Raw genomic sequence first — 22049 nt, forward strand, 5'->3', positions numbered from 1 at the left:
TTGTTATATAAATTACACTATTACCTAAAATGTGGTTCTGGCTATTGTATGAGTGATGAAATAAAAAAACAGCTTTTTGAGCAACAAAGTGATGACTCTATCGACGGAAAATTATTGCGCCTGCTTTCGCTTGTGCGCAAACACCTAAAAATGGATGTCGCGTTTATATCGGAGTTTACAAAAACAGATCGGGTTTTTAAGGTGGTTGATAACCAAACTAACAACACCTGTGTATCAGTTGGAAATTCTGATCCAATTTGCCAAACATATTGTAAAAAAATCTCAGATAACGACCTTGAACCTATCATACCCAACACGCAAAAACACCCAATTACTAAGGCTATGCCAGTTACCAATAAGTTAAATATAGGCTCATATATCGGTGTGCCTATAGTTTTAGCATCAGGTAAAACCTATGGCACCTTTTGCTGCTACAAAACAACCTATGATGAGAACTTAAATAATAAAGATCTGGCTTTTTTAAAACTGATTTCAGAGCTTGCTAGCGAACTTATAGAGCAAAAAGCACAATCAGATACCATAAGTAATGATACAAAAATTCTCATAGAAAATATTATAAAAACAAATGCCATCACTATTTATTATCAGCCCATTTTTAACCTAGCGACTAACCGGCTATCGGGTTATGAGTCGCTTTCTCGATTTTTTACTGAACCTTACAAAACACCCGATGTATGGTTTAAAGAAGCCGACAACTTAGGGTTAGGTGAAGCGCTAGAAATACTTGCTATACAAAACACCTTGCACTGCATGGATGAACTTGCCCCACATACCTACGTAACCATTAATACATCGCCAGCGCATATATTATCGGGCGCGATTAATAATGTATTAAAAAATGTAGATTGCACCAGAATAATATTAGAAGTGACTGAGCACTCGCCTATTACAAACTACCAAGCTATGCGTGCTGCACTTGAGCCATTAAGGGCAAAAGGCGTAAAGCTGGCAATAGACGATGTAGGGGCTGGGTTTTCGTCTTTTCAGCATATATTAGAGTTAGAAGCCGATATTATAAAACTTGATATTAGCCTTACCAAAAATATAAATAACGACCGAAGAAAGTTTTTATTAGCAAAGGCGCTATGTGGTTTTGCAAAAGCAATTAACTGCTCAATTGTAGCTGAAGGCATAGAAAATGAAGATGAGCTTTTTACACTCAGAAAACTAAATGTAGATAACGTACAAGGTTATTTTATTGGTCGCCCCGCACCAATTGAAGAGGCAATAGAGTATCAAGCAGTCACGCTTTAACTAGGGCGTGTTGACCTATGCGGATTGAAATTTGTTCAATCTAGGGGCGATTAAATCGCGGCGCGAGGTTTGTAACCTAGTGGGCTAAGTAAAAATCGAGCAACAAAGAGTTTATCGCCCCTAGGAAGAACCCGAAGGGCAGCACATGTTTAGCATTTATGCTGCGTTATCGCCTATTTATGTGGAATAACCACACTTCATAGCTCTGCCTTGCCTAAAAACCAAACATACTGCTGCAAATTCAACCATCAAAGATCAACACGCCCTAATACATTTTAACGTAGTACGCCACTTAATTAGTGGCGTTCTGTGTCGTTAAACTCTTTTCGGTAGTAACGTTTTTGATAATTTTTTACTTTAGTGTGCACGCCTTTACTTAAGCTTTTAAATTTTACCTCTAGTACATCTACGCCGTATAAAATACCGACCACCAGCACCGAAAGTTTAATAGCAGCAGCCAAATTGTCAGTGGCTATCATTACGCCAATTGAGGCAAGCACCCATATTGTTGCAGCTGAGGTAACCCCTACTACGGCGCCGTCTTTTGCAAGCATAACACCAGCGCCTAAAAAGCCTATACCTGTAATTATTTGCCCCACTACACGAGAATGATCAATCACATCCCCTTGTAAGTTAAACGCAGTCGATAAAAACAAATACGTGCCCAGCGTTATTAAAGCTGAGGTACGAATACCCACAGGTTTACCGCGTAACTGGCGCTCTAACCCAATTATGGCACCGCAAAAAGCGGCGGTGCCAATGGCTGCCCACGAATAAGGGGCTACATCAATTAAATCTAAAAAATTCACTCTTTACATTAAACCTATTAATCATTAGCAATGGCCACTGCGGTTCTTAGCCGTTGGCCACCAAATGCTGACATTTTACTAAAATCACTGCGCGCTATAGGTACGTACTGGCAATCTATAGCAAGTTGTTTGTCGCTTCCTGGCTCGCAAAATGGATCGTGTACATACACGCAGTGCTCATCAAGGTGGGTAACGCACACCCAATGCGGTGATTTTTTACCATCAAAACTGTATGTGCTAATCAATAACAGTACGCTAAAGCCTTGGCTTAACCACTGTTCAATATGCTCAAGTTCAACATCTTTATAGCTAAGCGGTATATTAGCCTGTGCAATACCATCAACAAATTGTTGGTGTACTGTTGTAAGTACCACTTTTTTGTTCTCATTGCGTACGCCATCTAGAAACAAAGGCTCTGTGGTATTAACTATTACCTCGCTTTTAAAGCCGCGTTTGTTAGCGGCAAGTGCTAGACCAAACGGATGGCAACCACCATGCCCCGAGGTCATAAAAATGGTGGTGCCTTCGCGCCACAGTGCCAGCTCGTGTGTTTGGCTAAGCTCCGTTGCTGGCTTTAGTGCTCCCATTGCCATTAATAACGCCGCAGGCCCACAGGTAAACTCGGTAGTTTGCTGATACCATGGCGTTAATCGCGCTACTTTTAGCTCACTCGTTTGGCGAATATTTTTTTGCATTCACAATGCATCACTATGATCATCGTAATAATCACTGTACTGACCAAACACTCTGTAACCCAAACTTTTATAAAGCCCAATAGCACTTTTGTTATTTACGGCCACTTCTAAACGAAGGTAAATTCGCCCACGCTCGCTGGTTTGCTTTTCAAGCGCAGCTAATAGCATTTTGGCAATGCCTTTACCTTGCATTGTGGGTTTTACAGCTAGCGAATATAAACGCGCTAAACGTGTGCCTTTATGGCACCACACAAGCCCATAGCCGCATACTTGCTCGCTATTTTCTGCAACTAGCAAAATACCGTGTTTAGCACTTAACCAGCGCTTTAAGCTACGCGGGCTCAATTTATCGTTATTAAAGCATGCCTAATAAAATACTCAGCACTATAAATAGAAACACCCAGCGTACTAAGTGGGCATTGCGCGTATCACTTAATACGATGGGTGCTTTAACAAATACCTACTGTAAGTGTTAGCGCTTAAATTGCTTAAGCGACATCTGCTTTATATGCCCTTTTTAAAAACCACACAAACGAGATATTTTTAGCGTAAAGATAAAAAATATTGATTAACTATATTTTCCTCTTAATGCAGATTAAAATACGCAAAATTACTATTTTATGAGCGTTAAAAATGTCACATCCTGCCTGCCCACAGTGCCAATCTGAATATGTTTACGAAGACCAGCAACTACTTATTTGCCCTGAATGTGCCTATGAATGGAACCCAAATACGACAAGCGATGAAGACGCAATTTTAGTTAAAGATGCCAACGGCACTCTACTTAATGATGGCGATAAAGTAACCGTAGCCAAAGATTTAAAAATAAAAGGCAGCTCACAAGTGATTAAAATTGGTACCAAAGCGGTCGTTAGACGTGTGCTTAATAAAAAAGATCACGAGCTAGATTGTAAAGTAGATGGTATTGGCGAAATGATGGTAACAGCGAAGTTTGTGAAAAAGGCTAACTAGTTGAGTAGGTCGGATTAATGGCGAGACCATGCCATCCGACGCGCCATAAAGACCGAGGTTATTTCATTCAACAATAGAGTTTTATACAAGGCTAAAATGTATTATGTAGCTATGGCTTCGTCGGATGGCGCTTCGCTTATCCGACCTACAAATAATTTATATTATTTCGCCGCACCAATTATTTGTATAAACACCTTGTTTCACGGCTCTGTGAAAACTTGAATAAGGCCAATCAACTACTCGACTAACTAAACCGTGCTTTAACGGATTAAAGTGAACGTAGTTAATATGATGCCAATAATCATCATTATTTTTAATGGTGTGCTCCCAAAACCGGCGCTGCCAAATTCCGCGCTCATTTTTACGTTTTCGTGTTTGAGTTAAAAACTCTGTTTTTGGGAGAGATTTTGAAAATCGCTTTTTAATTTCTCGCCAGCGACTTGAATAATCCATATCACCATCTGGTAAGGTTAAAACCGCATGAAGGTGATCGGGTAGCACAACCCATGCATCTATATAAAATGGCCTTTGGAATTTAACAATACGGATAGACTCTCTTAATAAATCGATATGCTCAACCAACAACGATTTATTCCTATCGAGCAAATTAACGGTAAAAAAGTACGCCCCACCTTTAACATAATTAAGACGATATCGCATTACACATCCACTGCTCTATTTGTTACACATTAGCTAAATAAAGCGTAATTTTAGGATATATACAACATTGACGTAGGTCGGATAAGTGGCGGAGCCATGCCATCCGACAGTTAATTTATAAGTATAAGCGTTTATTGTATTGGTAATTTGGATCGGTGTCATGCTGATTGTTTTGTTTTGGGATGACTTGTTTGTTATACATTGCCATATTTTTCCAATATTTCAGTGCATGCAGCGTGTACTTGCGTTGAATAATAATTAATAGTTTCTTGTATTTCACTGTCAGATTTAGATAATAACTCATCGCTACAATGTTGCCTGACTTTTTTAAGTGGCAAATGATCAGTTTCTGATGTAATTAGCCCAAAAATATGAAACTCTGTTTCCCAACATTGACCATGAATATTATTTCCTAAAAATGACAAAGCTAAGACAGTATCCAAATAGTCTTCATTGCTTGTTAACAACGCCTTCGCAAGCTCACAAGACTTTCTCTTACTTGACTCATCATTCATAATCGATGCAACCTAACTCCGTAACGAAAACCAAACTTGAGAATAAAACCAAACTTGACACCCACTTTAATTTAACAGACGAACCTATGCGTAAACTGCAAAATTTAGGATGGGTGTCTTGTTTATTTTTCTCAAATCTTGACTTATTCATAATTGAACTCATAAAATAATTTCTACTACTGTGTAGAGGTTGGGAGTCCAATTATCTTGTTATACAATTTAATTTCGATGCACATATACATGGTTATGCCATTGAACATAATCATATAACTCAGAGTTAAGCTGCTCTTTAGGGACATTTATTTCTACAGAATCTAAAAAATAAAATCCCGAGTTCTGGAAACATTTTAATATTTCCCAGTCACTTTCAGTCTTATTTTCTTTTACTGCTAGCATTTGTGATTTATTAAAACAGTATGCAGCGAAATCTGCGATTTGTAGATAAATATTATTCTTTGACTCTTCAAAACTAACTGAATTATTTTTTAAGAAACTAAAAGATAAATTTACACCTGGCTTTCTAATACCCTCATCGCAATAAAAATATGCAGTGTCCAATAGGTTTTTCTTGTATAAATATTTAACACTTTTAATTAACGCTAAATAAAATGCTACATGTTCATAATTATATTTATCAAGATTTTCAAAGTCAGGTAGAGCAGATGCATTTATATTATTAAAGTCATAACTCTCTTTACTCCAAGTTTGCGCAACACACGGTATATAATACTCAGAAAACACTTCACATAAGACTTTAAACGTACCAAACCTATCAGTTTGCTCCATTACACTCCACTGGCCTTTACCATTCATAATATCTGTCAAATGAAACTCATCGATTCCATACTGGGCTTTTATTAATTTCAGCCCAGCATTTATACTATTTGTAAGTTGCTCTATTTGTTCAGAAAGCAAAATAACTGCTACATAAGTCTTTCGATTGGTTTTCAACCAATTTGAAGACGTATCAACACCGGGAGATCCTGTATCATCAAAAGCTACGATTGTTCGCATTATTCACCTAGTTGTAGAACGCCAGCTTAAGGGGCTAGTAACTAACTTGCTTTATCACTGCAAACACCTAACCACGCTAAAACTGCCTAGAGTTGATAGTCCCACTTAAAGCGTTTGCTATGTACGATCTTGAAGTATCACTTCTAACTCTTTAGTGTATTTAGCCATATTGCTAAGCTCATTCTGCATGGTTTGCTTGATGGTCTCAGGTGTTTCATTTGGTAAAAAATGATTGTCACCATCATTACACGCGTTGAGTTTTTGTTGACTAACTGAAGCTGCTGTGCCGTATGAATTGATTAAAGCCGTAAGGGAGCTGATGCGCGTTTGAACAACTTGCTCATCACCTGATTTTTTTAGCTCACTCTTGAGTTGTGAAAGCTCTTCTTTTTGAATACTGACTGAGTAAATTAACCAAATTACTGCAAAAAGAGCAATAACTACCCCAGCTGTACCACTTAAATAGCTACCAAATGCCCCCCAATCCCCAGATTCACTTGATAGTTCACCACCAAATGAAAAGAAATACATCATTGCTGCCAGCATTAAAACACCTACAACAATCAACATAGAGGCTAGCGACTTCCAATTTTTCATCAGCCACATTCTAAATATACTCCCTAAGTACATAACAACTTATCAAACACCATTTTCGCGGTTTATAACACCCCCAAACCGCGTATATTTCATCGCTCAATAATTCCACCAAACAACTCTAATGTAAACAAGTAATTAAATGGTTCTAATGATTTACACCAAAACGACTGTTGATAATGTTGTGAAAAAAATTAGCTTTGTCGGATGGCGCTTCGCTTATCCGACCTACATATAAAACCAATGTTTTATAAAATTTCTACCACTTCATATTCATGGTTATTGCCTGCAATGGTTAGGCTTACTTCATCATCAAGCTGTTTGCCTAAAAGTTGTTTGCCTAGCGGTGCTTCGGGTGTAACAACTTGAATAGTTTGCCCTTTTACTTCAACCGTTAAGCCACCTGCGGCGGGGCCTAAATAAAACCATTTTTGTACTGAGTTTTCATCTTCTAAACAAACGAGTGAGCTTATAATCACTTTATTGTAAGTGGGCTCTTTAAAAATGGCTTCAAATTGTTTAATGCTTTTGTAGCACTCGTTTACGCGCTCAGCTTGGCCTTGTGCTAGATAAGCGGCTTCGAGCCCGAGGGTATCATATTGCGTTTCTGCCACGCTTTCTTCGTGAGTTGCGGCGTCGTGCGCGGCTTTGGCAGCTTGTTTAGCGCTGTTTAATTGTGCTTCAAGTGCAAATTTAAGGTGTTCAATTACGTGGGTTTTGTTCATGAGGGAGCGCTAATAACTGATGCTGTAAACTATATGGTTAATTTTAACGTTATAAGGCGCTTAAAACCATTATTTTAAGCGCCAATAAATTTACTCAGTTATGTAAGCCCGGATTTAAGGCATATCCATTAATGCTTGGGTTTTTACATCGAGTTTTTCTTCGTAGTTTTCAGCGCTTAGCCCTAAAAGCTCAGGCAAGGTAGCGGCAATGCAAATAGATGAGAACGTACCTACTACAATGCCAGTAAATAGCGCAATAGCAAAGCCTTGTAATGGTGCGCCTGCGAGTAACCAAACGCTGGCAACCGTTGCAAGTGTGGTGCCCGATGTAATAAGTGTTCGCGTTAACGTGCTTTTAATCGCGCTATTTATAATACTTGCAGGGCTAAGTGCATTATTAGATTTAACACGTAAAAGCTCGCGTACTCTATCCCCTACTATTATAGAGTCGTTAAGTGAGTAACCTATAATGGCCAGCAAACTGGCAAGTACGGTTAAATTAAATTCAATACTTAATAGCGAAAATAGCCCCAGTACGAGTAGTAAATCATGTACTAACGCAACTACTGAGCCAACAGCTAAACGCCATTCAAACCGTACAGCTAAATAAAGCATGACTGCAACCATAGCTGAAAACAGGGCTAAACAACCTTGCTCAAACAGCTCATCACCCACTTGTGAGCCGATATACGCTGACGATAATACCTCAGCGTTTATATCTGCGTTTTGAGTAATGGCAGTTTGCCAATCATTACTATTTGCTGTTGAATCGCTAGGCGCTTCGCGTAGTTGAAAATGGCTATTGCCTTGCGCGGTTAGCTCAAACTCGCCGTTGTGATTTTTAGTAATAAACGATTGAAGCTCTTTTAGCTCAACACCTTGGCTGGTGGTAAATTCCGTTAGGTAGCCACCGGTAAAGTCGAGTCCAAAATTAAGCCCTTTTTGACTAAGCGTAAATACCGATAGCAGTACAAGTATGGCGCTTAAAAGCATGCCCGAAAAACGCAGACGTGTACCCGCCTCGCCCTTTAAAAAAGTGTTAAGCATGTGCATTTACTCCTGCTTTTTTAGCCAATTTTAAATATACCGTTTGGCTGAGTACTTTTGATACGTACACGCCAGTAAATACAGAGGTTATTAAACCAAGTGCCAATGTTATGGCAAAGCCTTTAACTGGGCCGTAACCTATTCCGTATAAAATAAGCGCGGTGATCATAGTGGTTATATTGGCATCAAATATAGTGTTAGTGGCTTGCTTGTAACCTTCTTGAATAGCTTGATAAGCAGAGCGGCCTTTTCTGCGCTCTTCTTTAATTCGCTCAAATATAATAACGTTGGTATCTACCGCCATGCCAATAGTAAGCACAAGCCCAGCAATACCCGGCAGGGTTAACACAACCCCTGGTAATAACGACATTAGGCCAACTAGCGATGTTAAATTTAATAACAGCGCTACGTTTGCAATAAGCCCTAAGCGGCGATACCACATTGCCATAAAGGCAAGTGTAATACCCATGCCCAGCATTAATGCGGCTAAACCATTACTAATGTTTTCGCTGCCAAGGCTTGGCCCAATTGTTTGCTCATGCACTATTGTTACAGGCGCGGTAAGTGAACCTGCACGCAATAATAGGGCTAAATCAGCCGCGCCTTGCTGGCTTTTCATATTAGTAATGCTAAAACGTGAACTTAAATGCTGGGCAATATTGGCTACATTTATTACTTCACTTTTTTTAACGGTTTCGCCTTTCGCGTTTTGAGAGTACTCAGAGTAAACCGTGGCCATAGGCTTACCAATATTGGCTTTTGAAAACGCCGACATAGCATCGCCACCTTGCCCATCTAGGCTAAGTTGTACAAGGGGTTTACCCCAGTCGTCGCGCCCTATGTTTGCATTATTAATGTGATCACCGGTAAAAATTGGCACAGGGTCAAGGTTTATGGTGCCACCCGACTGCATGTTAAATGTTTTACCACCCGCTTCTTTTAACTGGTAAAACCCAAGTGATGCAGTTGCACCTATGATGCGCTTAGCCTCTGTTGGGTCTTGTACGCCAGGCAGCTCTATGCGTATACGTTGTTTACCTTGGCGCTGAGTGACGGCTTCGGTAATGCCTAACTCTTCTATGCGTGAGCGAAGTGTGGTGAGTGTTTGGCTCATTACTTCTTTATCAAAGCTGCTGCGCCCTTGCTCTGAATAGCTAAATATTGCGTTTTTAACATTGCCGTTATTAGCGGTTGTAACCGCTAAATTAGCAAAGCGACTTTGTAGCTCTTCAATCACGGGGTTAAGTTTTTGCACCGCATTTGGCAACGCGCTAATTTCAAAGCCATGATCCGTTTTCAGAACTTTAAGGCCGTGCGCTTTTTGCTTTATAATAATTGATTTAGCTTGTTGATATGCACTCACTAATTGCTCATCAACGGCTTTGTCTAAATCTACGTCGAGTACAAATAGCACACCGCCATTTAAATCAAGGCCAAGCTTTATTGGTGATAAACCAAATTCTTGCAGCCAAAGTGGGCTTGTTGCATGTTCTACAATTTTAACTTGCGTATTTGGGAACTGCGCCTTTATAGCCGCTTGCGCTTGGGCGCTTTTAGTTGGCTCGTTTAATAAAATATTGATAGTTGATTGCTTATCAAGCCCTTGCTCAACGTCAAAGCCTTGGTTATTTAAAAAAGTAACTAACGCGTTAGTACTTGGCACAGCTTGAGTATCACTATGTGGTGTATTGCTTACATGCAACCACGATTTGTTAGGGTATAAGTTGGGTAATGCGCTAATAGCTAATAAAATCAGCACAATAAGCATGGCTATATAGCTCAATTTAAATTTAGCCATAAATGGCTTTTGATCTTTTTTTACACTAAACATAATTTTCCTTATTGCCAGTAAATTACTGGCAATGTGCTTTTTAAAGCACAATTAATCGCAAGGCTTAAACGTAAAACGTTAAAACCTAATAAAAATTAAATAAGAAAAATTAAGCGTGGTAAGTAGTGACGGCTCTATAGAGTAAGTTGGCATCTTTCCAGCCACTTAACCGAGACTTTTTACTATGGTACACAAGCGTATACCAAGGCTGAATAGCATTTACAGCTTGAGGGCGTATGAATATTTGTCTAACAAGGCGCTGCGCAAAAAACTCAAAAACAACATCGTATTCTGGTTCACTTTGAGCGGCATGTAAAAATAGCGAAGAATTACTAGCCGTTAACCTTGGTTGATGCGCGTCAAACCCTGTTTGGTGTGTTCTTTTGTGCTCATTTCCCTTTACCGATTTTGATATAGGCAGCGTTTTAGCTAAATCAACACTGTCAGCAAGCAGACTCAATGAGCTGGTCGCCGTGTTTAATTGATGTGTGGCGCACTGCGCACTACTTTGCACACTAAAAAGCGCACAAAACAGCAAAAAAGCAGTTATAAACACACGGACGTTAAACATGGTTACTTCAAACTAAATAAGGGATGCGTAGTATATATGGGCAAGTATTTAAAATACAATGCTAATTAATTAAGTATTTAATATAACTGAGACCCTTAATGCGCTCCAAGCACAGTACAGAAAAACGCGCCGATGCCATGACCTTAAAGCAAAGCATTAAAACACTATGGCCTTACATTACTAAATTTAAAGGGCGAGTATTTATTGCACTTTTAGCGCTTATAGGTGCTAAAGGCGCGACACTTTTAATGCCTTGGGCATTAAAAGAGATTATCGATTCGGTAGATAAATCAATTAATCCCGTTTTAGTTATCCCGGCGCTACTACTGCTAATGTATGGTGGGCTTAGGTTTGCCAGCGTTTTTTTAGGTGAAGTACGCGATGCAGTGTTCTCTCGTGTAACAGAGCACGCTATGCGTGACATTGGCTTAAAGGTATTTAAACATTTACATTCGTTAGAGCTTGCCTTTCACCTAGACAGACAAACAGGCGGAATAAGCCGTGATATAGAGCGCGGTACTAGTGGGCTAAGCTTTTTAATGCGTTTTTTAATGTTTAATATTGTACCCACCCTTTTTGAAATACTCACCGTTGCTATTATTTTCGGGTCGCTATTTTCTGTGTGGTTTGCGTTAATTACTTTATTAGCGGTTGCTATTTATATCACTTTTACCGTAACAGTTACGCAGTGGCGAAACCGATTTATACGCGAGGCAAACGCCGCCGATAATTTAAGTAATACCCGCGCCATAGACAGCCTTCTTAATTTTGAAACCGTAAAATATTTTAATAACGAAGAATTTGAGGCAAAAACATACGACTCCTTTTTAGCAAAGTGGGAAACCGCTCGTTTAAAAAATAGAATGTCATTGCTTGCGCTTAATTCTGGCCAAGCGTTGATTATTGCCAGCGCTATTACAGCGCTAATGTGGTTAGGCGCCAAAGATGTAGTAACTGGCGCTTTAACAATTGGTGAACTTGTGATGATAAATGCCTACATGATCCAATTATTTTTACCGCTTAATTTTTTAGGGTTTGTATATCGTGAAATAAGGCGCGCGCTTACCGATTTAGAAAATATGCTGGGCTTACTCAATAAAAAGCCACAAGTCACTGAGCGACCCCATGCCCAAAACCTCATCGTTACTCGCGGCGACATAGCGTTTAATAATGTAAGCTTTAGTTACAGTGCCAATCGTCCAATTTTAAAAAACATTAGCTTTAAAATAAAAGCAGGGAGTAAAGTCGCCGTTGTAGGTGCAAGTGGTGCAGGTAAAAGCTCATTAGCACGATTACTTTATCGCTTTTACGATGTGAGCTTAGGCACTATTACTATAGATAACCAAGCCATAGACTCCGTCACCCTCGATAGCCTACGCAGTGCTATTGCTATAGTGCCACAAGACACTGTGCTATTTAATACCAGCATACGAGAAAACATCGCCTATGGCAGACCCTCAGCGAGCGATGCTGAAATAGATAAAGCAATAGAAATGGCCCATTTAAAAGACTTTATTTCAACATTAGCCGAAGGCGATAAAACACTGGTTGGCGAGCGTGGTTTAAAAGTATCTGGCGGCGAAAAGCAACGTATTGCCATTGCACGCACTATTTTAAAACGCTCCCCTATTTTAATATTTGATGAAGCAACCTCAGCGCTCGACTCACATGCTGAGCAAGCTATATTGAACTCAATGCGAGCAGTTACTCAAAACCATACTAGCTTGGTGATTGCTCATAGGCTTTCTACTATTGTTGATGCCGATAACATACTGGTATTTAACAACGGTGAACTAGTTGAGCAAGGCACACATGCAGCACTTTTAGCAAAAAAAGGTCAATACGCTCAAATGTGGCAATTACAACAGCAGGAAGGTTAATTAACTTGAACTTTGGTTAATTACAGCCATTTACTGGCGATACTGCCGCTTTACCTTTAGAATACGGCCTTGAAATTTTATTCAATAATTTACATATATTAAGGCGAAACGCAGATGGGAAGAGCTTACCAAAACAAAAAAGATTCAATGGCTAAAACTGCGGGTGCTAAAACTAAAGTTTATTCTAAGTACGGTAAAGAAATATACATTTGTGCTAAAAACGGTGGCGTAGATACAGACGGCAACCTTGCACTGCGTCGTTTAATTGAACGCGCTAAAAAAGACCAAGTACCTGCACACGTTATTGAACGCGCAATAGAAAAAGCCAAAGGCGGTGGCGGTGAAGATTACGCGGCCACACGTTATGAGGGTTACGGCCCTGGTAACTGCATGATTATTGTTGACTGTTTAACTGATAACAATAAACGTACATTTGCTGATGTGCGCATTTGTTTTACCAAAGCAAACGCTAAAATAGGCGCACAAAATTCGGTATCACATTTATTTGATCACCTCGCTATTTTTGTCTTTGACGGCGACGATGATGAAGCTGTACTAGAAGCCCTTATGATGGCCGATGTTGATGTAACCGATGTAGAAGTAGAAAACGGTAAAGTGACGGTTTTTGCCCCCCATACCGAATACAACAACACACGTACAGCACTTGAAGAAATGGGTATTACAGATTTTGACGTAGACTTAATTTCGTTTGTACCTCAAGTAGAGGCCCCTATTGAAGGTGAAGACGTAGAAGTAATGGAGCGCTTTTTAGCCATGCTTGAAGATTGTGACGATGTACAGAACGTTTACCATAACGCGCAATTTTAAACTTTACTGAACGCATTTATTTTAAGCCAACAGCAATGTTGGCTTTTTTATTTTAAAAGGCTTATTAAATTTTATGAATACCCTTGCAGAGCTTAAAGCGGGTAAGTTAAATGGCGTTACACGCGTACAACTCGTTGAAGAATTAACAGAGCTCCCCTCAGAAATTTTTACGCTTGCAGACACCCTCGAAGTACTCGATTTATCAAATAACAAGTTATCAGATTTACCTGCGGAATTTGCCTGCTTGCACCGTTTAAAGCGGGTGTTTTTATCGTTTAACCAGTTTAAACATATACCTGAAGTACTCGCTAAGTGCCCTGCTTTAATTATGGTTGCATTTAAAGGCAATCAAATAACAGAGTTTGCTCTTAACAGCTTACCTAAAACTATTGAATGGTTAATATTGACCGATAACAAATTGAGCGCCTTGCCAGGTGACTTTGGCAATTACACACAGCTTAAAAAGCTTGCGCTAGCTGGCAATGAGTTAACACATTTACCAACAAGTATGGCTAATTGTACTAATTTAGAGCTTGTAAGGCTCTCTGCTAATAACTTAGCAAAAATTGATAATTGGCTACTAGAATTACCAAAACTTGCTTGGCTTGCATTTGCAGGTAACGAATTTAATAAAGCGCAGTGCTTAACAAAAAGTACTTTAAAAAATACCCCGCTTGAAAGTTTTCAGCTTAAAAAAGTAATAGGCCAAGGTGCATCGGGCGTTATACACCTAGCAAAAGCAGAAAATAACAATGTGGCGGTAAAACTTTTTAAAGGAGCAATTACAAGCGATGGTTACCCACTTGATGAAGTAAACTGCTGCTTACAGGCGGGGAATCATAAAAATTTAATTAACGTATTAAGTTACATAGAGCAAAGCACGCAGCTTGGCTTAGTGATGGAGCTAATAGGTACCAGTTATACAAATTTAGGTTTACCGCCGAGCTTACAAACCTGCACCCGCGATACATTCAATGATGATTGTAATTACCCTATTAAAGCCGTTTTTAAAATAGCAAAACAGATGGCTAATACGCTTGCTCACCTGCATGATAATCACGTAAGCCATGGCGATATTTACGCACACAACACCATGATAAATGAGCAATATGATGTTTTATTTGGCGATTTTGGTGCGGCTACTAATTTAGCCATGCTTACCCATCAAGAACAAAAATGCATAGAGCTTATAGAAGTACGTGCTTTTGGTTGCTTAATTGACGACTTACTAAGTACGGTTAGCGAAGCAGATAAGCAAACCGAACTGTTCGTTAAAATGTCCGATATAGCAGCGCGTGCTATAAACACTGCTATTGCCTCGCGCCCTAGTTTTAAAGCACTAAGCGCTTTATTAAACGAACGGCTATAAATCAATAAAACTAAAAAAGCCTGCATAATGCAGGCTTGGTTGGATAAAGCTAAACTTTTACACGGTCAATTATAAGTACTGACCTAATGCTTTAACTTGGTCTAACATGCGGTTTGAGAAACCCCACTCGTTGTCGTACCAAGCCATTACTTTAACTAGTTTGCCATCAGCTTTAGTTTGCGTTGCATCAAAAATTGACGACGCAGGGTTGTGATTAAAATCAATAGAAACAAGCGGAAGCTCGTTGTACTCTAAAATTTCTTTCATTGAACCTGTCGCTGCGGCTTTCATTACTTCGTTGATTTCTTCAGCTGTTGTGTCGCGCTTAGTGATAAACGTAAAATCAACTAAAGAAACATTGATAGTAGGTACACGTACCGACATACCGTCTAATTTACCCGCAAGCTCAGGAAGTACTAAGCCAACAGCTGCTGCAGCACCTGTTTTAGTTGGGATCATAGACTGAGTTGCACTACGTGCACGGTAAAGATCTGGGTGATAAACGTCAGATAAGTTTTGATCGTTTGTGTAAGCATGGATTGTAGTCATGCTACCTTGCTCAATACCAACTGTGTCGTTAATTGCTTTTGCAATTGGCGCTAAACAGTTTGTAGTACAAGATGCATTAGAAATAATGTTACTATCAGCGTTAATTACATCGCTGTTAACACCGTGCACTACTGTTGCATCTAGGTCTTTACCAGGCGCTGATACAATTACTTTTTTAGCACCTGCTGTAATGTGTTTAGCGGCATCTTCACGCTTAGTGAAAAAACCCGTACATTCTAAAACGATATCTACGTTTAGCTCTTTCCACGGTAAGTTTGCAGGGTCACGCTCTTGCGTCAAAGTAATTACGTCGTCACCAATTAACATGGTGTTATCTTCAAGTGTTACTTTTTGAGAAAATTGACCATGCACTGAGTCAAATTGTGTTAGATGCGCATTTACGTTAGCCGGCGCTAAATCGTTAATTGCTACAATTTTAATCTCACTGTTTTGTGCTGACTCGTAAAGTGCACGTAATACGTTGCGACCGATACGGCCATAGCCATTAATTGCTACATTAATCATTTTTAGACTCCTATTTAACTTCACTTGCTTGTCGAGCAAGCGCTTCAATGGCTTGCCAGTCTTTGTTTTCAATTAGTTGCTTATCTAGCATCCACGTACCACCAACACAAATTACGTTGTTAAGCGCTAAGTAATTAGGGGCTGTTGCTAGGCTAATGCCACCGGTTGGGCAAAAAGTAATATGTGGTAATGGGCCACCAATCGACTTAAGCATGGCTGTTCCGCCAGCAGCTTCAGCTGGGAAGAACTTTAAATACTTAAAGCCATGGCTTGCTAACTGCATTACTTCGCTTGCAGTTGCTGCACCTGGTAAAAATGGCGTATCTGAATTTTTAGCTAATGCTAATAATTCATCACTTACCCCTGGGCTTACCATAAAATCAGCGCCTGCTTCTACTGACGCATCAAAGCTTGCTTTATCAACCACTGTACCTGTACCAACGTAAGCTTCTGGAACTTCTGCTTTCATTAGTTTCACAGCTTCAACTGCAACAGGCGTACGTAGCGTAATTTCAAGTGCTTTTAGGCCACCGTTGTATAACGCTCTAGCGAGTGGTGCTGCATCTTCTAATTTTTCGATTACAACCACTGGCACCACAGGTGCCGACGCTAAGATTTTTTCAATACTCATTACTTGTTCCTCATTACCCAGTGTGTGGCAATTATTATTCAAGTCCAAAAGCACTCGCACCTAAATCGGCGCTGCTTACAATATTTCTAAATCCAGTAAATAACTCTCGGCCGGTACCAAATGTTAAACTTGGTTGACTAAGTTGTAGTTCACGCTTAGCAAGCTCTTCGTCGCTAACGTGTACTTTTAAGATTCCATTTGGCGCATCTAAGGTTACTAAATCGCCTTCTAGAATTTTTGCAATAATGCCCCCTTCAACGGCTTCTGGCGCTAAGTGAATAGCAGCTGGCACTTTACCTGATGCACCTGACATGCGGCCATCAGTTACTATAGCTACTTTAAAGCCTTCGTCTTGAAGGGTTGCCATTACTGGCGTTAATTTATGAAGCTCTGGCATACCTTTCGCTTTAGGTCCCTGCTCTTTAAGCACGGCTATAAAGTCTTGGTTTAACTCGCCTCGGGTGTAAGCTTCTTGCAGTTCGCCTTGTGAGCTAAACACTTTAGCAGGAGCTGTTACTACTTGATGCTCTGTTGCGACAGCAGACACTTTTATTACGGCTTTGCCTAAGTTACCCGTTAGAAGTTGCAGGCCACCTTGCTTACTAAACGGATTGCTAACAGGACGAAGTACTTCTTCATCAAGTGAGTTTTCTGGGCAATCTACCCATTTAACTTTTGAAGGCCCTGTTGAATCGCTCATAATTAAGCTGTCGTCTTTATCTAAACGCGGCTCCATCATGTAAGGGGCTAAGCCTTCACCAAGCATAGTTTTAACGTCAGTATGCAAATAACCAGCACCGGCTAGTTCACGCATTAAGAAACCCATACCGCCGGCAGCTTGAAAATGATTAACATCAGCCGAGCCATTAGGGTAAATACGCGTAAGTAGTGGTACAACTTCTGATAAATCAGACATGTCTTTCCACGTTATTTGTACACCTGCTGCTTTTGCGATAGCAACAATGTGGATAGCGTGGTTAGTAGAGCCACCTGTAGATAACAAGCCAACTAAACCATTAATGATGGTTTTTTCGCTAATTACCTCTGCTAAACATGGGCTTTCTTTATCGCCTGTAAGCTGTTTAAGCATAGTTTCTACAGCGTTACCTGTTAAACCATCACGAAGTTCAGTGTAAGGGTTAATAAACGAGCTACCTGGAAGGTGTAAGCCCATTATTTCCATTAACATTTGGTTTGAGTTAGCAGTACCGTAAAACGTACATGTACCAGCGCTATGGTATGACGCGCTTTCAGCCTCAAGTAATACATCACGGCTAACTAAGCCTTGTGCAAATTTTTGGCGAATACGGGCCTTTTCTTTATTAGGAATACCAGATTGCATTGGGCCAGCAGGTAAAAAGAACACTGGTAAATGACCAAACGATAAGGCACCAATTAATAAACCAGGGACAATTTTGTCACATACGCCTAAACAAAATACGCCATCAAATACGTCATGCGATAATGAAACCGCCGTGGACATAGCAATTACATCACGAGAAAAAAGTGACAATTCCATGCCGTCACGCCCTTGCGTAACACCATCACACATTGCTGGTACGCCGCCTGCAACTTGGGCAGTGGCATCGTACTTAGTGGCAATATCTTTAATTAAATCAGGAAAGTCTTTGTATGGCACATGGGCCGAAAGCATATCGTTATATGAGTTGATAATAGCAAGATTTGGCTGCTCATCAGCCTTTAAGCGCGCTTTGTCGTCGCTGCTACACGCAGCCATTACGTGAGCGATGTTTCCGCAACCCAGTCCAGCACGAACTCTTGTTTGTTTTTTTGCATGCGAAATACGATCTAAATAATCTTGACGGGTTTGTTTACTGCGTTCAATAACGCGTTGGGTGACTTCTTCAATGCGAGGGTGCAACATAATTTAGCTCATCTCTATTAGTTAGAGGAAAAAGGCTCAGTAGCAATTACAGACTCCACGTAAATAACTGCACTGAGCATCTTTGATTTACCCGTTCAAAGGTACGCTACCAGGGAGCCTCTCACAACAACCCTGACACCGGTGTCACTGTATTAACGCATAGCATTGACACCGGTGTCAACCCTGAGTAACAAAATTAGTGTAAAATTTTAACGTGACCAATTAATGAACAGGCGGATTTTAGTTTATTTGCTAAAATCCGCCCAAAAAAAACCCGAATAAGCGTCACTCAAATTCGGGTTACTGTGAAAAGCAAAGTGAAATTTTATTTAATTGCGGCAGTAGACTCGCGCGTTATTAACCGGGATTCTAGGGTAACTTGATAAGGCTGCTCTTGTGGCTGCGCGATATGCGATATAAGCTGCGTTACAGCTTGTTTTGTCATCTCTTCTACAGGTTGTGCAATAGTGGTTAAGCCAGGCCAAATATGGCGTGCTATAGGAGCGTTATCAAACCCAGCTATAGAGATATCATCTGGCACTCTTAATTGGCGCTGTGTGGCAAGTTTTAGTACCGCCGCCGCCATGTAATCATTTGATGCAAATACGGCCGTAGGCCTTGGTGACAAATCTAAAATACTACGTGCGCTGTCTACACCTGAATGATAACTAAAGTTACCCTCTTCAACTAAGCGCTCATCAAATTCTATACCGTGGCTTGCCAAAGCACGTCTGTAGCCATTAAAGCGTTGCTGCGTAGCACTGTGATCAGGGTGGCCTTTAATAAAGGCAATTGATTTATGACCAAGTGAAATTAAGTGCTCGGTTATTTCATAGGCGCCCTGCTCATCGTTGCTACGCACCGAAATTGAATCATCTTCAAGCAGTGCCGATGCAACTCGTGCATACGGTATGTTTTTAGCTTTTAAAAAATTAGCGAGTTTTTCAAAATCACCAAATGGCGGAGTAAGTACTACGCCATCTAAACGCGAGGTTTGTAGTAATTGCTCTATGTCGTTAATTAAATCGTCGCCACGTAGTTCGCAAGGGTGTATTAGTAAGTTATAGTTATTCTCTTTACAGGCAGCAAGTGCGCCTGTTTGTACGCGTGTTATATAACTTTTACTTGGGTTATCGTACAAACAACCAATAATAAAACTACGATTTTGCGCCAGTCCGCGTGCTATGGGGTTTGGTGTATAATCAAGCTCTTTAAATACTTTAAGCACTTTTTCGCGCGTAGCCGCACTCACATTAGGCTCATTATTTAACACCCGCGATACCGTTTTTTTAGAAACGCCCGCATGGCTTGCTACACTATTTATGGTTACTTTTTTCATTTGTTCATTATCCAAATACAACCATTAAGCAAAAAACTATTTGCTGTTATATAAACACGCACCCGCGCCAATAAGCGGTATGTTATCTTGGGTTACTAAGGTTACCGGTATTTGCCCTGCATATTGCGACATAACGCCTTTTTGCGAAAAACGCTCTACAAAACGGCTCTCTAATAATCTGCTCTGCATACGTGGTAAAATACCACCACCTATAAATAGGCCACCTAATGCGCCATATACCACAGCTAAGTCGCCTGCCACACTGCCTATCCAATCACAAAACTGATTAAGCGTTGCATCACACACTTCACATTCGCCACTGTTTGCAAGGCTGCTAATTTGTGCTGCATCTAAGTTTTTAGCTGTCACCCCCTTCACGGCAGCCATTGCTTTGTATAAATGGGCAATACCTGGGCCTGAAAAAACCGTTTCGATTGAAACATGTGGGTGTTCTTTGCGCAATTCATTAATTAATAAAGCATCTAGCTCATTAACAGGCGCAAGCGACATGTGCCCGCCCTCAGAGCTTAATACAGCGCAAGATTGCGCCGTACGCACCAAACACGCTGCGCCAAAACCTGTACCTGGGCCCATAACACCAATATTTGCATTTGCATCGGCTTGACCAGGCTTAATAGTAATGTTTTGAGTTGCATCTAAATAAGGCGCTGCATAAGCAAATGCAGCAAAGTCATTAATTACTTCTAATTGGGTTAGATTAAAATGCGCTTTAAACTCGTTAACACTAAAGTGCCAACCTAAATTTGTTAAATGCACTTGACCTGCTTTTATAGGTCCTGCAACTGCCAAACAGGCGCGAGTAGGTGTTACGTGAGGAATAGTTGTTAAATACTGCTCAAGCGCGCTTTCTAAAGAACCAAAATTTGCACTAGGAAATATGTTAATATGTTCAATAACAAATTGGTTTGATTGCTCGTTAAAATCGGTAATTAATGCAAAGCGCGCATTGGTGCCCCCAATATCGGCAACAAGGATGGGGCTAAAATGGGCAGAAGAATTTTGGCTCATGGTATTATCTCTTTTGTGTAAGCGGCTTATGCTTGTTATTTTACAACGACCATGCGTTGTTATTTATACACTTTGAGCTATCACCTCAAAGTAGCTATCACAGTAAAAAAGGCTGCTATATAAAATAGCAGCTAATACGTTTTGACAACAAAATGATAAAACATTGACATTATGACACCGGTGTCATGACTAGATCAATAATAAATCGTAAAAAGCTTGAAATAATTCACTAATAGTCGAAAATGACACAATTATTTAGCATTTATTTAAGTTGTAACAATGAAAGGTAAAGCCACCTCATTTGACATAGCCCATTATGCTGGCGTTTCACAATCAACGGTATCTCGCGCTTTACGAAATAGTCCCCTTGTTAATGCAGAAACACGCAAGCGCGTTCACGACATAGCTAAGCAACTTAACTATAAAGTGGATAAAAATGCCAGCAACTTGCGTACTCAGCAAAGTAGTACCCTTGCGCTATTATTGTTTGAAGACCCAACATCAGATGAATCACAAATAAACCCTTTCTTTTTGTCTATGTTGGGCAGTATTACCCGTGCGTGTGCAAAAGAAGGTTATGACTTATTAGTCTCGTTTCAATCAGCCAGCGCTGATTGGCAAGCTGATTACGAAGACAGCCACAGAGCCGATGGCATAATTTTACTCGGCTATGGTGATTACATAGACTTTCAGCCCAAATTTAAAACCTTACTAGAGCAAAACACAAAATTTGTATGCTGGGGCGCCACCGTCGATAACCGCCCGGATCTAACCGTATGTTGCGATAACTACGGCGGAGGTAAACTAGCTGCAGGCCATTTAATTGCCCATAACCGTACTGATTGTGCGTTTATTGGTGATGCTTCTGATCACAGTCCAGAATTTTTTGCCCGCTTTCAGGGGTTTAAAGATGAGCTACTTACTAGTGGTATAACCATTAATGAGCGAAAAATGGCCAATGCTATTTCTACTGAGGAGTCGGGTTACCACGCTACGCGCTCACTCATAGCAAATAACATTAAATTTAACGCACTTTTTGCAGCGAGCGATTTAATCGCAATCGGCGCAATTCGCGCTTTAAAAGAAGCCAATATTAATGTTCCTAACGAAGTGGCCGTGGTCGGTTTTGATAACATAGCTATAGCAAGCTATATAAACCCACCGCTTACCACCATAGCGCAAGACACCACTGTTGCAGGACAAATGCTAGTAGAGAACCTGCTTAAATTAATACGTGAAGAAGAAGTGCAAAGCACCCTTTTACCGCCAGTGTTAATTGCCAGAGGGTCTAGTTAAGGGTTTATAA

The 22049-nt window shown here is 40.3% G+C and carries 20 protein-coding genes and 1 pseudogene; 6 read left to right on the forward strand and 15 right to left on the reverse strand.

Features of this window, described 5'->3' with window-relative positions; all coding sequences use genetic code 11:
• The first annotated feature begins 48 nt into the window (after window positions 1-48).
• Window positions 49-1275: an EAL domain-containing protein gene (locus AN389_RS04775; RefSeq protein ID WP_055018630.1), complete on the forward strand. Its 1227-nt coding sequence runs from the start codon at window positions 49-51 to the stop codon at window positions 1273-1275.
• Between the two features lie 296 nt (window positions 1276-1571).
• Here AN389_RS04775 and AN389_RS04780 read toward each other — a convergent pair whose 3' ends face one another.
• Window positions 1572-2084, reverse strand: coding sequence for an MgtC/SapB family protein (locus AN389_RS04780; RefSeq protein ID WP_055016434.1), 513 nt, complete (start codon window positions 2082-2084; stop codon window positions 1572-1574).
• 17 nt (window positions 2085-2101) lie between these two features.
• Window positions 2102-3145 (reverse strand): annotated as a pseudogene (locus AN389_RS04785) (GNAT family N-acetyltransferase/peptidase C39 family protein); the annotation flags it as partial.
• Window positions 3146-3412: 267 nt separating this feature from the next.
• Here AN389_RS04785 and AN389_RS04790 point away from each other — a divergent pair.
• Window positions 3413-3751: a zinc ribbon domain-containing protein YjdM gene (locus AN389_RS04790; protein ID WP_055019358.1), complete on the forward strand. Its 339-nt coding sequence runs from the start codon at window positions 3413-3415 to the stop codon at window positions 3749-3751.
• Between the two features lie 156 nt (window positions 3752-3907).
• On the opposite strand, the gene AN389_RS04795 is transcribed toward AN389_RS04790, so the two are convergent.
• From AN389_RS04795 to AN389_RS04830, 8 genes are all read right to left on the reverse strand, one after another.
• Window positions 3908-4411 (reverse strand): REP-associated tyrosine transposase, encoded by a 504-nt coding sequence (locus tag AN389_RS04795; protein ID WP_055019359.1) that lies wholly within the window; start codon window positions 4409-4411, stop codon window positions 3908-3910.
• Between the two features lie 194 nt (window positions 4412-4605).
• Window positions 4606-4926, reverse strand: coding sequence for a hypothetical protein (locus tag AN389_RS04800; RefSeq protein ID WP_055016431.1), 321 nt, complete (start codon window positions 4924-4926; stop codon window positions 4606-4608).
• A gap of 219 nt (window positions 4927-5145) precedes the next feature.
• Window positions 5146-5940: a DUF3800 domain-containing protein gene (locus tag AN389_RS04805; RefSeq protein ID WP_055019360.1), complete on the reverse strand. Its 795-nt coding sequence runs from the start codon at window positions 5938-5940 to the stop codon at window positions 5146-5148.
• 117 nt (window positions 5941-6057) lie between these two features.
• Window positions 6058-6537 carry a hypothetical protein gene (locus AN389_RS04810; RefSeq protein ID WP_055019361.1) on the reverse strand — a complete coding sequence of 160 codons (480 nt, stop codon included), beginning with the start codon at window positions 6535-6537 and terminating at the stop codon, window positions 6058-6060.
• Window positions 6538-6782: 245 nt separating this feature from the next.
• Window positions 6783-7259 (reverse strand): GreA/GreB family elongation factor, encoded by a 477-nt coding sequence (locus AN389_RS04815; RefSeq protein ID WP_055019362.1) that lies wholly within the window; start codon window positions 7257-7259, stop codon window positions 6783-6785.
• 114 nt (window positions 7260-7373) lie between these two features.
• On the reverse strand, window positions 7374-8306 hold the full coding sequence (secF, locus tag AN389_RS04820; RefSeq protein ID WP_055019406.1) for a protein translocase subunit SecF: 933 nt from the start codon (window positions 8304-8306) through the stop codon (window positions 7374-7376).
• A complete protein-coding gene (secD, locus tag AN389_RS04825) occupies window positions 8299-10137 on the reverse strand; it encodes a protein translocase subunit SecD (RefSeq protein WP_055019363.1) in 1839 nt (612 codons plus the stop codon). Before secD ends, secF begins: the two co-directional genes overlap by 8 nt.
• Window positions 10138-10246: 109 nt before the next feature.
• Complete coding sequence (locus AN389_RS04830) at window positions 10247-10708, reverse strand: hypothetical protein (RefSeq protein WP_055019364.1); 462 nt, start codon at window positions 10706-10708, stop codon at window positions 10247-10249.
• A 98-nt stretch (window positions 10709-10806) separates the two neighbouring features.
• Here AN389_RS04830 and AN389_RS04835 point away from each other — a divergent pair, with 98 nt between their 5' ends.
• The 3 genes from AN389_RS04835 to AN389_RS04845 all read left to right on the forward strand — a co-directional run bounded on the left by AN389_RS04835 (window position 10807) and on the right by AN389_RS04845 (window position 14785).
• Complete coding sequence (locus tag AN389_RS04835) at window positions 10807-12588, forward strand: ABC transporter ATP-binding protein/permease (protein WP_055019365.1); 1782 nt, start codon at window positions 10807-10809, stop codon at window positions 12586-12588.
• Window positions 12589-12702: 114 nt separating this feature from the next.
• The gene (locus AN389_RS04840) at window positions 12703-13416 is read left to right on the forward strand and encodes a YebC/PmpR family DNA-binding transcriptional regulator (protein ID WP_055017806.1); all 714 of its coding nucleotides are present in this window, start codon (window positions 12703-12705) and stop codon (window positions 13414-13416) included.
• 73 nt (window positions 13417-13489) lie between these two features.
• A complete protein-coding gene (locus AN389_RS04845) occupies window positions 13490-14785 on the forward strand; it encodes a leucine-rich repeat domain-containing protein (protein ID WP_055014982.1) in 1296 nt (431 codons plus the stop codon).
• Window positions 14786-14854: 69 nt separating this feature from the next.
• Here AN389_RS04845 and gap read toward each other — a convergent pair whose 3' ends face one another.
• The 5 genes from gap to glk all read right to left on the reverse strand — a co-directional run bounded on the left by gap (window position 14855) and on the right by glk (window position 20743).
• Window positions 14855-15859, reverse strand: a complete 1005-nt coding sequence (gene gap / locus AN389_RS04850; protein WP_055014983.1) for a type I glyceraldehyde-3-phosphate dehydrogenase — start codon at window positions 15857-15859, stop codon at window positions 14855-14857.
• A gap of 10 nt (window positions 15860-15869) precedes the next feature.
• Entirely contained in the window at window positions 15870-16490 is a 621-nt protein-coding gene (gene eda, locus AN389_RS04855; RefSeq protein ID WP_055014984.1) for a bifunctional 4-hydroxy-2-oxoglutarate aldolase/2-dehydro-3-deoxy-phosphogluconate aldolase, read from the reverse strand.
• 34 nt (window positions 16491-16524) lie between these two features.
• Entirely contained in the window at window positions 16525-18375 is a 1851-nt protein-coding gene (gene edd, locus AN389_RS04860) for a phosphogluconate dehydratase (RefSeq protein WP_055014985.1), read from the reverse strand.
• 325 nt (window positions 18376-18700) lie between these two features.
• A complete protein-coding gene (locus tag AN389_RS04865) occupies window positions 18701-19714 on the reverse strand; it encodes a LacI family DNA-binding transcriptional regulator (protein ID WP_055017807.1) in 1014 nt (337 codons plus the stop codon).
• Window positions 19715-19750: 36 nt separating this feature from the next.
• Window positions 19751-20743 carry a glucokinase gene (gene glk / locus AN389_RS04870; protein WP_055017808.1) on the reverse strand — a complete coding sequence of 331 codons (993 nt, stop codon included), beginning with the start codon at window positions 20741-20743 and terminating at the stop codon, window positions 19751-19753.
• A gap of 279 nt (window positions 20744-21022) precedes the next feature.
• Here glk and AN389_RS04875 point away from each other — a divergent pair, with 279 nt between their 5' ends.
• Window positions 21023-22039 (forward strand): LacI family DNA-binding transcriptional regulator, encoded by a 1017-nt coding sequence (locus AN389_RS04875; RefSeq protein ID WP_055014988.1) that lies wholly within the window; start codon window positions 21023-21025, stop codon window positions 22037-22039.
• Window positions 22040-22049 lie beyond the last annotated feature (10 nt).

It is taken from the genome of Pseudoalteromonas sp. P1-7a (genome assembly GCF_001401855.1).
Classification (GTDB): Bacteria; Pseudomonadota; Gammaproteobacteria; order Enterobacterales; family Alteromonadaceae; genus Pseudoalteromonas.